The organism is Chryseobacterium sp. HNCC26DJ238 (assembly GCF_057180465.1).
In genome coordinates, this window is the sequence record NZ_JBXUGI010000032.1 from 1 (window position 1) to 15,524 (window position 15,524).

At 33.4% G+C, this 15,524-nt stretch carries 11 protein-coding genes and 1 pseudogene; 11 read left to right on the forward strand and 1 reads right to left on the reverse strand.

Annotation, left to right across the window (positions count from 1 at the left end; genetic code table 11):
* From AC2A07_RS19200 to AC2A07_RS19215, 4 genes and pseudogenes are all read left to right on the forward strand, one after another.
* A partial coding sequence (locus tag AC2A07_RS19200; protein ID WP_484051722.1) for an RHS repeat domain-containing protein occupies positions 1–805 on the forward strand: 805 nt, incomplete at its 5' end.
* A complete protein-coding gene (locus AC2A07_RS19205; protein ID WP_484051723.1) occupies positions 783–1,349 on the forward strand; it encodes a hypothetical protein in 567 nt (188 codons plus the stop codon). The genes AC2A07_RS19200 and AC2A07_RS19205, both read left to right, overlap by 23 nt.
* 12 nt (positions 1,350–1,361) lie before the next feature.
* Positions 1,362–2,210: pseudogene (locus AC2A07_RS19210) on the forward strand (RHS repeat domain-containing protein); the annotation flags it as partial.
* Entirely contained in the window at positions 2,200–2,712 is a 513-nt protein-coding gene (locus tag AC2A07_RS19215; RefSeq protein ID WP_484051724.1) for a hypothetical protein, read from the forward strand. The pseudogene AC2A07_RS19210 and the gene AC2A07_RS19215, both read left to right, overlap by 11 nt.
* Before the next feature lie 41 nt (positions 2,713–2,753).
* On the opposite strand, the gene AC2A07_RS19220 is transcribed toward AC2A07_RS19215, so the two are convergent.
* Positions 2,754–3,050, reverse strand: coding sequence for a helix-turn-helix domain-containing protein (locus tag AC2A07_RS19220; RefSeq protein WP_484051725.1), 297 nt, complete (start codon positions 3,048–3,050; stop codon positions 2,754–2,756).
* Between AC2A07_RS19220 and AC2A07_RS19225 the strand changes: the two genes are divergently transcribed.
* The 7 genes from AC2A07_RS19225 to AC2A07_RS19255 all read left to right on the forward strand — a co-directional run bounded on the left by AC2A07_RS19225 (position 3,036) and on the right by AC2A07_RS19255 (position 15,103).
* On the forward strand, positions 3,036–3,386 hold the full coding sequence (locus AC2A07_RS19225) for a hypothetical protein (RefSeq protein ID WP_484051726.1): 351 nt from the start codon (positions 3,036–3,038) through the stop codon (positions 3,384–3,386). The genes AC2A07_RS19220 and AC2A07_RS19225 overlap by 15 nt on opposite strands.
* A 23-nt stretch (positions 3,387–3,409) precedes the next feature.
* Positions 3,410–4,614 (forward strand): IS3 family transposase gene (locus AC2A07_RS19230; protein ID WP_484051727.1). Its coding sequence is split into 2 segments (ribosomal slippage): positions 3,410–3,617 and positions 3,617–4,614, totalling 1,206 coding nucleotides; the frame shifts between segments, so codons are not numbered across the junction.
* A 346-nt stretch (positions 4,615–4,960) separates the two neighbouring features.
* The gene (locus AC2A07_RS19235) at positions 4,961–5,887 is read left to right on the forward strand and encodes a cell wall anchor protein (RefSeq protein WP_484051728.1); all 927 of its coding nucleotides are present in this window, start codon (positions 4,961–4,963) and stop codon (positions 5,885–5,887) included.
* Positions 5,888–5,923: 36 nt separating this feature from the next.
* A complete protein-coding gene (locus AC2A07_RS19240; RefSeq protein WP_484051729.1) occupies positions 5,924–6,853 on the forward strand; it encodes a hypothetical protein in 930 nt (309 codons plus the stop codon).
* A 2-nt stretch (positions 6,854–6,855) separates the two neighbouring features.
* Positions 6,856–7,341, forward strand: a complete 486-nt coding sequence (locus AC2A07_RS19245; RefSeq protein ID WP_484051730.1) for a hypothetical protein — start codon at positions 6,856–6,858, stop codon at positions 7,339–7,341.
* 34 nt (positions 7,342–7,375) lie between these two features.
* Complete coding sequence (locus AC2A07_RS19250) at positions 7,376–14,335, forward strand: RHS repeat-associated core domain-containing protein (RefSeq protein WP_484051731.1); 6,960 nt, start codon at positions 7,376–7,378, stop codon at positions 14,333–14,335.
* 204 nt (positions 14,336–14,539) lie between these two features.
* Positions 14,540–15,103 (forward strand): hypothetical protein, encoded by a 564-nt coding sequence (locus tag AC2A07_RS19255; protein ID WP_484051732.1) that lies wholly within the window; start codon positions 14,540–14,542, stop codon positions 15,101–15,103.
* The last annotated feature ends 421 nt before the right edge of the window (positions 15,104–15,524 follow it).

The following is a 15,524-nucleotide window of genomic DNA, read 5'->3' on the forward strand; positions in this document are numbered from 1 at the left end:
TAATAAAGAATTACAGACAGAGACGGGCATGTATGATTATGGAGCGAGATTTTATATGTCGGATATTGGAAGATGGGGTGTTGTTGATCCGCTTGCGGAAATTTACAGACATCATAATCCATATGGTTATGCGATTAATAATCCTATTAGATTTATTAATCCTGATGGAATGCAAATAGAATATGCAAATGATCCTAATAAGACAAAAAAGGAAAATAGAGAATTAAGAAGAGAATTCAAAAAAACACAACGAGAATTAAACAATAAATCAGAGGAAGCTCGCAAGAATTGGAATATTTTAAAAGATTCAGATAAAGTTCATACTATTCACTTAAACGAAAAAAATTCTGAAGGAAAGATGATTCCTATGCAAGTTAAGCCTAAAGATGATTATGAACAACAAAAAGGAGGTGGAACAGATATTTATCTTGACCTGAATGATACAACAGTTAGTGGTGTTGATTTAGGAACAAATATAATTGGAATTGGTCATGAGGAAGGGCATGCTATCCGATTTGATAAAGGTTTAGTAGAAGATAAATATCAAGGCAGTATATCTGATGACTATGTTCTAAAATCAATGCAACATAATTCTACTGTAAGTCAAAAAGAGGAATCAGAAGCTTCACATATTGAAAATATTATCAGAGCTCAAGTGGATCCTTCAGGTAAAAAACTTCCATTGAGAAAGTCATATGATAATATTACTACCTATTATAAAAATCCATTTACAGGAAAAATCGAAATTAACTCAAAAAATATTAATGTAATTAAACCAGGATATGAATATTATAAAAAGAAATAAACAAATTGGCAGGTATATTTTAATATTTTCAATTTTCTTATCTTTTTTCATGTGCCAAGCTCAGTACAAAGAGGACATTGATAAATGTTTGATTTTTACTGAAGGTAACAGTATTAATTTTACGTTTCAGGACTTACTATTAAATAACGAAGTTCAAGATTTTTATAAATCAAAAGATAATTACGATATTATTTTTATAAAGAATAAGAGTGGAGATTTAAATTATAATTTTAAAAGATGGAAAAAAAGTGAAGATTCCTGGGAATATAAAGAAGTATCCAATGGCAAAATAAGTAGTGTGAAAAAAGTTGAAATAAATGAAATAGACGTTGTTAATTTATTTAGTGATTTTGCGCCAAAAGGAGTATTAAATACATGCAATAATTGTTTTGATTGCAATAGATATATTGGACTAATCAAAAAAGACAATGATCTGTTTTTTTATCAATTAAATGAAAATATTGAAAATCAAAATGACGAAAGACTTATTAATTATCAGAAAATATTTAAATATTTAAACAATCTTTCGGAAGTTTCTAGATAAAAATAGACTGACTACAATTACAAGTACAACGGAAAAGAAATTCAGGAGACCGGCATGTATGATTATGGAGCGAGATTTTATATGCCGGATATTGGAAGATGGGGTGTGGTGGATCCGTTGGCGGAGAAAATGCCGAGCTGGTCGCCTTACTCTTATGCCTTTGATAATCCGTTAAGATTTACTGATCCTGACGGACGAGAACCGAAAGATGATTTTATATTTAATCAACACGGAAAGTTCGTAAGAATAGATAAAAATAATCAACCGGATAAATTAGTAATTGAAAACTCAAAAACAGGAGCAAGGCAAAATTATCAATTTTCCGATCCAGTAAATGACACAAAAGACATTAGAAGTGGTACGATTAATAAAGTTGTTTTTGTAGGCAAAAATCAAATTGAAAGTATGCTAAACCAACAAGGTGCTTTTGAGCCTGATAATAAAGATAATTGGTCAAATTTTTATAAAGAAAGTAAAGGCGGGCAAAAATTTGATTATTCTTATTCTATAATACCATCCGAATTTGCTTCAGAGGGCGCAAGTTTCAGTCCTCTGACCAAACCTTCTCCGATGCTATTTATTCCAGAGGGAGATAATACAGCTCAAAATCATATGAATTTTGGCAACTATCTATGGGCTGCTTCTGGTTATACGTTGGGTTTTGATTATTCAACATTACAAATGGCTGGACAAGCCAACAGCTTAATTAATTCAAAGAGTAATGGATATAAAGCTCAATGGGACTCTAAAGACGATCAAAGGTCTATCATCAAAGGAGCTAATTATTCTAGTAGAAATAATTTTAGAGCAATCTTAGAGAAGGCGGTTCAAAAACAAAAACAAAATAATAATGGGAGGTAAAGTTTTTAAAATAATATTTTTTTTGAGTTTTGTTGTTTTTTACTCTTGTCAAAATTCAAGAACACAAGATATAGATTCTGTTATATCCAAATATGAGGGCTCTGACTTTTCTGTTTTCAAAGGGGCTTTTATTGCTATTAGACAACAAAACAGTTCAGAAACAATATATATGATAGGAGATTCAGAAGGCAATAAACCTCTTTATTTTATTGAATATGATGAAATCACAAACAAAATAATTTTAATAAATAACTCAACATTAAAAAAAGCAAAAATTCCTGATTATTTTAGCAATGAAAAAATTGAAAAGCTAATAACTTATTTTCGTAAATATGATTTTGTTCTATTATCTGTTGATGAAGATAATAATGTGTTTATAAATCCTTTTGAAATTAATTCCCCTGCCTTATTAATTAGATTTCATAAATTACCAAATGCTGAAAGAGTTAAAAAAGGATATCCTTATAAAAAGTATAAAGGAAATTGGTACTTGAAAGAATGATATATAAAACAAACCCCTCTCAAAATGCGAGGGGTTTTTGTTTACAATGCAGCCACATTTTTATTAAAGAAGTCTTTAAATTTAGATTTAGTGAGCATTCCATTGATAATGCGGTAGATTGCGTTTTTATCTTCCTCTTCCAGCTGGTCAATTAGTTTTAATCGTTCGTTCAAATCTTTGTTCTCAATCGTTACTTCGGTTGGGATATCGCCTTCGTAGTTTACAATCTGGTCAATAGTCATTGAGAAAAGTTTGCCGATTTTATCAAGAGCTTCAATCGAAAGTTCTCTTTCACCGCTATGCCTGATAAAGGTCTTTTTAATATGCGTTATAATCATTTGGACCTTTCCTTCAAAAATGTCGATTTTTCAGCCCTACAATCTGCTTTTGGAAGTTATGATATGAATTATCTCTATAGGGCAGACGGTGTAAAACTCAGAAAAAAGTTTACCTCAATTCCTGAACGTTCAGGAAATGTAACTACCAAAATTACTGATTATCTTGATGGGTTTCATTACAACCAGACTCAGGTTACAACTCAATGCATGTTTTGTCCGGTTGAATTTGCTTACGAAGAGCGTGCCTACCGGAAGCTAGCTCCACAGTCAATAGGATTGGAATCTGCTTTCGTACTTGATTTTGGATGTACTAATTTAGCGTACAGTAAAAGTTAAGCATAAAACCTTAATTTTAACCTATGAAACGAGAGCGAAAAATCTACGATCCTGCTTTTAAGACCAAAGCCGTTCAACTGAGCAATGAGCGAACTAATATCTCAGAACTTGCACGTGAACTGGGAATTGCAGTCACATTACTTTACAAATGGCGCAAAGAATACGAAGAGTTTGGGGAAGGAAGCTTTCCGGGGAACGGGAATTTAAAATTAACCCCTGGCTTGAAAAAAAGCTGAAAGATGCAGAACTGGAACGCGATATATTAAAAAAAGCAATCGGCATCTTATGTTCATTAGTTTTATTTCTTTTTAAGGTATTTACGAATACTTCGTATTTCCAAGAGCGGTCGATGAAATATAAATTCATAAAAAATAATGAATCTATTTTCCCGATTGAAAAGATGTGCCAGATTTTAAAACTAAGTTCCAGTGGCTATTTTAAATGGAAAAGCAGACCCTTTAGCAAGAAACTGCTTTTGAAGAAAAAAGTAAAAGAGCAGATAACCTCAATTTATTTCTCATCCAAACAACGCTACGGAAGTCCAAGAATTACTTTTGAATTGAATTCTTTAGGCTACAAAATCTCCAGAATAACTGTTGCAAAATATATGAAAGAGCTGGGTTTGAGAAGTAAACTAAGCAAGAAATTTAAAGTAACTACAAATTCTAAACACAATTATTTGGTAGTAGAGAATGTGTTGGACAGGAATTTCATTGCTGAGAAACCTGCGCAAGCTTGGGTTTCTGATATTACTTATATTCAGACCAAAGAAGGATTTTTGTACTTAACAACAGTGATTGATTTGTATGATAGAAAAATTATTGGATGGAGTTTAAGCAACGGGATGAGCACCGAAGAAACAAGTCTTGCTGCTTGGAAAATGGCTGTCAAAATCAGGAAAATAGGGGAAGGATTAATTTTTCATAGCGACAGAGGCGTTCAATATGCAAGCAGAAAATTTGCAAATACTTTGAAATTTTATGGTGTTACAAGAAGTATGAGCCGCAGAGGTAATTGTTGGGATAATGCAGTGGCTGAAAGTTTTTTCAAATCATTAAAAACGGAGCTCATTTATGGAAACAAACTCATTACAAAAGAAAAAATGGAGCTGGAAATTTTCGAATACATCGAAGTCTGGTACAACAAAAAAAGACGCCACAGTACTCTGAACTACCAAACAATAGAAGAATTTAACAATCAAAACAAAATTTATCAAAATGTAGCTTAACTTATACTGGAATTTTTGTTTGCATATCCAAATTGTACTTATAAAAAGAATTTTGTTTTTTGCTTTAATTATTTCGACATTATATTTTAGCTGATTAGCCGTTTGACGAATACCGCAAAATATCAATAACCTATAAAATGCTAATGATTTTTTGGTACGACAAGTATTGTCGTATTTAACAGATATTTTTGTTTAAAATCAGCATGATAAGTTTCATGTTAATTCTCGTTGATGAGAGATTGATTATTGTTAAAAAATGTTAAATTTGCAGCGCTGAATTTTTCATTACTGTAAGAAAGAATAGGTATTGATATCAGCTGCAATTACACTAAATCAGTTTATTTCTATGAAGAAAATTTTATTTTTTGCCGCTATGGTGGCATGTTCTACAATTTTTGCTCAGACCCAAGTAAGAAACGATGCAGGAGCACCTACTACAGTCAGTGGCTTTTACGAAGCCAGCTCCCCAACTAATTTTCCTGCCGGAGCAACAGATTGGTGGCATCTTTTAGATGTTAGGCATTCCAATCCAAATAATAATTATGGGATGCAATTTGCCGGAAGTTTTTTTAATCAGGATTTATATTTTAGGAAAACCAATCATAATCCTTCACAATCATGGATGAGAGCTATATTAGAAGATTCTTCAGGGAACGTTAAAATTGGTAAAAACGATCCTTCTAATTCAGAGGCAAGTCTTAGAATTTTCAAAGCCGACGGTACCTATGTGGAAATTGCGAACTCATTAGGAAATTTTCAGATCGCTAGATCACCTTGCAATGATTGTTGGGCTACAGGCGCACGACCCGGGGATACTGTATTTAGAACTTTAAGCAGCGGTAGTGGTGCATCCCAAAACATACTGTTTTCTATTCCTAATAACTCTAATGACGGAAGTTCATATATAGGATTTGAAGATAATCATAATGGTGTTTGGGCAAAGTTCTTTAATAATGCTACTGCTCGGTTCAATGGTAAAGTTTATGCAAAAGAAGTTGAAGTCAAAACAGATGTCTGGGCTGATTATGTTTTCAAAGATGATTACAAGTTACAGACATTGGAAAGTGTTGAAAAGCATATTAAAGAAAAAGGCTATCTGCCAAATGTTCCTTCAGAGTCAGAAATACTTGAAAACGGAATCAATGTAGCACAGATGAATGTTAAACTTATGGAGAAAATTGAGGAGTTAACTCTATATCTAATCGAACAGAACAAGCAAATAATGTTACTGAAAAAATCCATGAAATTACTGAATGAGTCTATTGGAAAGTAGACAATTTTTTAGATAATCAAATTATAAAAATTTTTTATGAAAAAACTTTGTTTATTACTTATTATAGTAATTATCCAGCAATTCAATGCGCAGACATTTCAAAATTTCACAACAGTAGGAACCCAAAGTCAATATGTCCCTGTTGTATTCAGATCTACAACTCCGGATGGTGGAAATAGAACTTTTTTTGTATCTAGACCTAACATTCATGAAACAAGAGGATGGTTAGCACACGGTATTTTATCTGTTACTGGAATCGGTAATGGCTGGGGATCAAATGGCAATAGCCTTCGTGTAGATAATTTTACATACGGTATTGATGAACCTGTGTCAAACTCAAAAGTAATCTCATTTGTAGGAAGAGTACTATGTGCTCAACAAAACAATGATATTATTGTCTATCTCCGTGGTGGAACGTTATATTATTACGGAAATGCTGATCTGATCAGAAATGACGGCTCATATCAGGATGATACTGGTCAGAGCTTAACGACTGTATCTATAACTGATCCTTTGTACAATTTACCAAAAGGAACATACAATGGTACTTTTGATATTAATGCAAAGACTTCGAATTTTGCAGTTATAGAAAACGGAAATGTTGGGATTGGAGTAAGCAACCCTACCAATAAACTTGATGTGAATGGAGTTATCCATGCGAAAGAAGTTAAAGTAGATTTACAGAATTGGCCGGATTATGTTTTTAAAAATGAATACCAACTTATGTCTTTGTCAGAAATTGAAAGTTTTATCTTAAAAAATGGGCATTTACCCAATATTCCATCTGCTCTTGAGGTTCAAAATAAAGGAGTGAAATTAGGAGAAATCAGCGCTAAGCTTTTAGAGAAAATTGAAGAATTAACGCTCCACTCAATAGATCAAAATAAAATCATAGAGTCGCAAAATAACAAGATTTCCGATCTGGAAAAAAAAATTGAAAAGATAATAGTAGATAAAAAACCATAAATATGAGAAAAAAGTTACTTTCATTAATGTCATTGTGCATAAGCTTCTTTGGATATTCACAAACTGAAGTTTACTTTAAATACGATGAGGCTGGCAATCAAAGATACAGAGGGCCAAATGCTAGCGGAAAACAAGCACCTAAAGATTTATTGCCCATAGAAAAGAAAATTGAAACCATTATTGTACAGGATGTATTTCCTGATAAAAAAGAAATAGATACAAAAGATTTCTGGAAGCAAATTAGGCTTTATCCCGTACCTGTAAATGACGTTTTAACGATTGATTGGACGGAAGAACTTGATGCATTGATTGAAACAGTTTCACTTTATCAGCACAGTACGGTTCATTGGAAATTTCAGCAGCAAAATCTTCCAAATCTTAATAGACAGTTGAAAATAAACATGACCGGGTATGATTGGGGGGTATATATTCTTTCTGTTAAATTGAAAGATGGTCGTGTTTTCAGTAGAAATATAACTAAAAGATAAATAAATTTTCCACTTAAATTATAAAATAACGAATATGAAATTATTGTATTCAATAATTATATCATTACTGTCAGTTCTGGGCTATTCTCAAACTATATTGCATCAGAATGAAAGTACCACCAGAACGGTTCAAGATCCACAGACGGTTATATTGGCACCCGGATTCAGAGCTACATCTGGAGTGTCGAATCCTTTTGTTGCAAAAATAGGTCCCGGAACAGATAATCCCGGAGGAGGACCAACGGATTCTCAAGCGGGCACGAATAATCCGTCAGGCACGACGGCTCCGTCAGGAAAAAGTTTTCATGATACTAAAGGAAACATCGATGTAAACGGTGCAGGTCAACTTCAATTTACTTTTCCGGTAGCTTTGCCTCCAGGAGTAAAAAGCATAGCACCCCAAGTTAATCTGGTGTATACCAGCGGCGTTGGAAATGGTGTCGCAGGATATGGGTGGAATTTGTCAGGAATAACCGCGATCTCGAGAATTAACAAAACAATTGAAATAAATGGAGAAATAAAGAATCTTCAATTTGATTATTCTGATATATACAGTTTTAATGGTCAACGATTAATTTTAAAATCAGGCGAGTACGGAAGGGATGGTGCAGAGTATGAAACAGAAAAATATTCTAATGTAAAAATTAAATCTGTCGGATCAATTAGTGGTCAAATTTGGCAGGGTCCTCAATATTGGCATGTAACATTTGAAGATGGTTCACAGGGGTGGTATGGAGGTACAACAATTGGTGAAAATGCTTCAAAAACTCCATTGGAATATAATCTTGTAAAATGGAAAGACACACAGGGAAATTATATTTCATACAACTATATACAAAACGCTTCTACCAATGTATCTGTTATTTCAAGTATAGAATGGGGAGGCAATGATTTAACGAACAAACCGCATTTTAACAAGATCGAATTAAATTATTTTAATGAAAGATCTTTAAAAGAAATAAATTATTTACATGGAATAAAGTTTATTCAAAATCAACTATTAAAAGAAATTATTGTCAAAACCGACAATAATCTATTTAAGAGATATACAGTTGAGTATACAAATAACGGAACAAGCTATCAGTTCGCAAATAAAATTACAGAATACAATTCTAGCGACCAGGCTGCAAATCCTATTTTGGTAGATTATGAACAGTATCAGCCTGCAAATGAAGAGACGACAAAAGAAAACAGTATCGCTACGTCAAACACCAAAAAATATGGTGATTTTGACATGGACGGAATTACTGATTATCTTGAGTTTATTCCTACTCCGGGATCTTCACCTTCTGGTCAGGTAGGGGTGATCAATTTTAAAAGTTCAGTTTACAAGGATGTATCATTAATACCTCTACAATATGAATTCAACAGATTTACATCGGATGAATTTGCTAAGGCTACTTCTATAACATTTAAAAAAGATGGTTATGTTAAAAATAAAGTTGGCATTGTAATACCTCATAAAGTTGCAACTAATGATTCCCAAAAACCAAACTTTGAGTTACTAGTTTACTCTGTCGATACTTCTGACTATAAATTTAAACTGGAATACACAAAACTAATTCCTTACAGTTTTTACAGTCCCGGCGGTGAGCTGAGTGGCGGAGATGAATGTACATCCGCTGTAGCAATGAATGTGGGTTATTTAGAGGCTTACGATTACGAGGGTGATGGCATTTCGGAGATAATGATAGGATTTAACAAAAGGAATCGATGTACAAGCGCTCCAAATCCATTTAAAACATCTATTCCGGATAATACTTATTTAGCCGCGCCTGCTTCTTCCAAACTTAACGCTCAACCAAAAATTAACTCATCGAATGTTGAGTATGGAGATGATTTGCTATCCAACCTGGAAGCTGATGAGCAAGCCAAAATAATTCCGCCTGGTGGCGGAGGTACTACTGACTTTTTTACATATCACAGATCATTTTTATTAGATATAGACGAAAATTTAGACATCACAACTAACAGCTACAACTATGATGGAGGAGTTAATATTAATGATGCTTCCGAAAACAATAAAAATAATCGCTTCTTTGATTTAAACGGTGATGGTATACAAGACATTATTCAGTTGACTTCAAATGGTGCAATGACAAGTGTATTTAATTTCAAAAAACAGACCGATGGAACTTATTTCAAAGAAAACGTAGGCAACTTTTCGGGTCAAACTCTTCAAGGAGTTTCATCTGGGGCACTATTCGGAGATTTCAATGGAGATAGAAAGATGGATATTTTGGTACCGCAGGCCAATAAATCCTACAACTGGAATTTATACACGTCGGATGGTAAAAGCTTTAACCACTCAACAATCAATAATTTTATTTATTATAGTTCAGGAAATGAAACATTGATGGAAAGCAGTCATCACGTTTGGGAATCAGGCGGAGGATGCTCATTTTCAGAAAGCAGATATTTTCAGTACAATGTTGCTGACTTGGATGCGGATGGTAAATCAGATATTGTTGTGAGCTATGTTTTTATGCATAATCACGAATGGTCGCACCATCGTGACGAAGAAAAAACGGTTTTACGCACCTTTGTGTATTCGGTCAATAAGACCACTACAGACGGTACGGCAAATTTTGCAAAAGGATTTTATTCTAGTGCCGGTGGAGATAGTGCTTTCTTACAAAGTTCACCAATTCAAACAAATGGCGATTTACAGTTTTATAGAGTTAGAGATTGGAGAAGGGAATATACACAGAAGATTATTCCTTTTGGTACTTTGAGTTTAAATCAGACTAACCAACAGATTATATCAATAGGTAGACCTGATGATTGTTCAGGAATTAATGGATGTGCGTACAATTATGTTACACAATATGGATATACATACTTGCCAACTATTTCAAGGGCACGATTTATTACGCAAGGTGGAAATACAACAGAAGTTGTGTATCAGGAACTAAATTCAAAAATAGATTCAAATTTTTATAAGCCAACGAAAAAAGAATTATTTCCGTATTTTGAGCTGGAACTCATACCTTTATCAACAGCAGTATCAAAATTAAAGCAAGCTGTTCCAAACGGAATATTAAATCAGGACTTTAAATATAGAGGCTTCTTAAGCCACTTTATCGGTAAAGGTATGATTGGTTTCCGTCAGGCTGCACGTTCGTCATGGTATGCTACAGGTTTTGAAAATACGATAATATGGTCAGGAGTTGAAATGGATCCGCTGCAATCGGCAGCACCGATCAAGGAATGGACAGTCAGAACCAATGATAATAATCAAATATTTCCTAATGATATATCTGAAAACAACTCGCAGTTGCTAAGCTTCAAATCAACCAATTATCAGACCGATAAGATTGTAAATGGACAAGTAACAAGCAACGTAACAGATGCTGAAAAGTCGAAAGTAGTAACAGCTTTTATCCCTACAGCCACCAGAAAAAAAGATTTTTTGACAGGTATTCTCACGACAGGAAACATTATTTATGGTGACTATTACGTTCCTGTACAAAGCATAACTAATGTAAATAACGGATACTCAATAATTACTTCCGTCTTTGAATATTATCACAACCCTTCAGGTTCCGGAGCGGATTATTACATAGGCCGCCCCAAATCAAAAACAGATTTTTCACAAGCTTATGGAGACACTAAATCAGCTAAAGAAGAATATATTTATGAAGATAATCTCTTAAAAATATTTAAGTCCTGGAATAGAGATAATACCGGATATATTACAGAAACTTATCAATATGATGGTTTTGGGAATGTTGTTCAGAAATCAATGGGCAATAGTTTAGATTCTCAGGTTCAAAATACATTGGCAGAATATGATACTAAAGGTCGGTTCGTTTTAAAAAAGACTGATAATCTGGGCCTGGTGACTAATATTTCCTATAATAATTGGGGACAAATTTTAAGTCAGACAGATCCGATGGATAATATTCAAACAAATACTTATGACGGTTGGGGGAAACTCATGACTTCAAAAAGCAATTTAGAAGGAATTACAACGTACGAATATAAAAGAGATGAAAATTCAAATATTACACTGATACAATATGAGTCTGATGGAAATATTTCAAAAAAATTCACTAATAAAATTGGTCAGAATTACAGGACGACAACGAAATCATTTGATCAGGGACAGTTTGTTTCAAAGGATATTCAGTATGATGTTTTAGGAAGAAAAATTAATGAAAGTGAGCCCTATTTTGATGGTCAAAGCCCATGGCAATGGAATACAATCATATATGATGACAACTTTTACCCAACTAAAGTAACCGCAACGGCATTTACTGGCAAGCAGGTGGAAACTACTGTTTCAGGATTAATCACAACAGTAAGAGAAATTAATAATTATAATAAAATCACTACAAAAACAGCTGATGCATTAGGAAATGTTGTCTTATCAACAGATAAAGGAGGTACTATTCAATTTGCATATAATGCAGCAGGAGATCAAATCAAGGCTCAATATGCAGAAAATATTGTTACAACGAAATATGATGCATGGGGAAGGAAATCTGAATTTAATGATCCTTCGAATGGATTATATAAATATGAATATGATGGTTTTGGACAGACAAAGAAAATAATAAGTCCAAAAGGAACCAAAGAATATACTTACAATAATTTAGGTCAGTTAATTACTCAAAAAGAATTATCCACCTCTGATGGAGGAGAAGCTACGAACAAGTTGATTTCTTTCTCCTATGATGATAAGGGAAGGGTAATTGCAAAATCAGGAACATCAAAAGGGAAAGCTTACAGCTCAAATATATTGTATGATCCTCATGGAAGAGTATTGTCTTCATCAGAAAATAGTAATGGAAAATACTTTATCCAGAAAGGAATTACTTACGACGATAAGGCACGGGTTATATCTTATGAAAAGCAGTTATATTCTTCCGGAGTTCTGACAAAATTACAGATTGAAAATATTTACAGCTCTTGGAACGGACAATTGTCGACGGTTAAAGACATAAACTCAGGAAGAGTACTGTGGGTACTTCAGGAAACAAATGCAAAAGGACAGATAGTAAAAGCCAATCTTGGAAGATCCAGAATATTAAATAGCTATGATAATAATGGATTCTTGGCCAATATAGATCATCAATATAGACTTCAATTAGAAGGCACACCAAGCATACTGCAAGTAATTTATAACTTTGATGCAATAAAGAATGAATTAAGCAGTAGAATCACAAGTGGTGACTTAAGCATTACAGAAACCTTTGAATACGATGATAATAACAGGTTAATTAATTGGACCAATCCTAGAACAGGACAGGCTTCTCAAAACACGTATGATGTCAAAGGGAGAATTACTCATAACGATCAGGTAGGAGTAATAAAATTTGAAAATTCTGCTAAGATTTACCAGCCTACGGGAATGACATTAAATGCTGCCGGAACTCAAAATTACAACAATGATCTAATTCAAAGTATTGTTTACAATGAAAATAATGATCCTGTATTTATTGATGGAGAAAAGGGGGATGTAGCATTTCAGTATGGACTGACAAACATGAGACAGAAAGTTACCTATGGTGGAAACTTTAATAGTGACGGAGAAGGGAAGTTTACTAAATTTTACAGCGAGGACGGAAGCTTTGAAATTGTAAAAGATAATAATACAGGGAAGGAAAAACATGTACTTTATATCGGAGGAAGTCCTTATGAAAGTAGTATTATATATTTAAAAAACTACGATGAAAGTACAGGTTCTTACAAATTCTTACATAAAGATTACTTGGGAAGTATTTTAGCGATTAGCGATGAGGCGGGAAATAAGTTGGAACAGAGACATTACGATGCATGGGGTAATATTACCCATTTAAAAATTGGAACAGGATCCGTTATCACAGACAAAGATGTGATTGATAATACTTCGTTAATTACAGACAGAGGTTATACCAGTCATGAGCATTTTTCAGAGGTAGGCATTATCCATATGAATGGCAGATTGTATGATCCATTACTAAGAAGATTTTTAAACGCCGATGAAAATATTCAAGATCGTTACAATACTCAGATATATAATAAATATGGGTATGTACTGAACAACCCTTTGATTTTCAATGATCCTAATGGAGAGTGGATTGTTGAATCAGCTTTTTTATCTGCAGTAATTATAGGATCTATGGTAGCGTCTTTTAGTTATACAATAATGACTTCAATCACAGGTCAGAATTGGAACTTGGGCTCATTCATAAAATCAACTTTATTTGGCGCAGCGTCAGCAGCTGCAACATTTGGTATAGGCAGTGTATTTGTCACATCAGCCGGCACTGCTACACAGATTGCAATGGAACTTGGGAAACTGGGGACTATATTTGTACAAGGTACAGCACACGCTTTAGCACAAGGAGTGATATCTTTAGTACAGGGGCAAGGATTTGGAAATGCTTTTGCTTCGGGATTCTTAGGTAGTATGGGTGCATCTGCATTTAGTGCTATTGCGGGAAAATTTGCAAGCAGTGCTGTTGGAACGATTTCTTTTGGAGCAATAGCAGGAGGAGTGGGTTCAGAATTAAGTGGTGGAAACTTTTGGCAAGGAGCTTTAATTGGAGGATTTGTTGCCGGGTTTAATCATACAATGCACAAAATTAATGAAACAGGAAATTATCAGGAAGATCCTAAACCTAAAAAGAAACAAACTTTGCCTGAAATGAAAGAGAGTCCACCGGATCATCCTGAATTTAAAGCTCCAAAAGGAGGTAATAGAAAGGTTAGGAATCCAAATGGTAGAGGGACAGGATGGGTTGACAAAGATGGTAGAGTTTGGGTGCCAGACGATCATAATGGAACACATGCCCCACATTGGGATAGACAAGAACCTAAAGGTGGTGGTTACACGGCAGTATATCCAATTGTAAAAGTAGTGGTAGGGGCAGCCATTATCATGGGAGGTTTAAAACTTCTAGATCGCGCAGCGGGCAGATTGACACCTTTTTTAATGACACCCATATTACAGATGCAGATGAATCAACAGCCTGACTACAAAAATATGGATCTTTATGGATCATAGTACTCTATAGAATAGTGCGGGGTTGATTTTGACAAAAATATAACTCATTCTAAAATTATCTAATTTTTATGCCGTATAAAATTATTAGTAATATCAAAAAAATTAATTCAATCAAATCTTTATATGGAAGTGTAACAAATTGAAATTTTTGTAAAGGCATGAGATTGAATATTCTAACTAAGATAAAGTAATTAATAAATATTTATGATCGAATTCAAAACAGAAGTTAAAGAACTTCTACCATACGATAGAAAAAAATATCTGTCATTAAAAAAATGGTTCGGAGTATCCGTACAATTACCTGGTGATGTGAAACATATCGCACCTGTAGAATTTATTGAGAAGTATGAACCTTTGTTTAAAAATCTGATAGAGCATTTTGACAGCGAGGATTTATGGATTGTTAATCATGATTATGTTGATAGGGATTGGTTTCCTACTGAAGATAACACATTACCTTTATTGCGGGATTTGTTCCATAAAAATGGGATTTCTACTAACTTTATTGGTGCCTTACTATTGTCAAAAAAAGAATTATTGAAATACGCTGTTGATCTGATTTCTTATCCGCATGCTGTATTTAAACAACAGGAGATGTTATATAATGATATTGATATTTCAAATAGTAAAATAAATTTTGTTATAAAAATATCCGGTCATCTGAATTTAGATTTGCTAAGCACTGATAAGGAGTTATTAAAAAGAATTTTAAATTCTGACTACATTAATCATTTTGTTGTAAAAGAATATCAAGGGACGGTGATCTAAACGAATTCTATTAATCATTGACAATGATGATTAGTTTTATTTTTTTGATTATTTTTGCAGAACTGATTTATTTAATAGATAAATAGTTTAATCCTTGATGTCGTACGATTAGTTTTCAAACTTTCATGAAACATTATTAAATGCACTTTTCTTGAAAGAAGAATATAATTTTCACCATAGGATTTTATATAGCAAAACTAATTTCCTCATATTATAGTAAAAAAAGGTAGTATAAATACTATGCTCTTTTTAATAAATTGAATCCGTCTCACAACTGAGGCGGATTTTTTTTGGTTATAATTTTTATTTTTCTTATGTTTCTTATGTTTATATCTGATAATCAGATAGTTGTTCATGGATTTTAAACATTATAATCAAAATCAGCTGGTTTTGTTTCCTTATAGTTTTGAGGATTTGATTT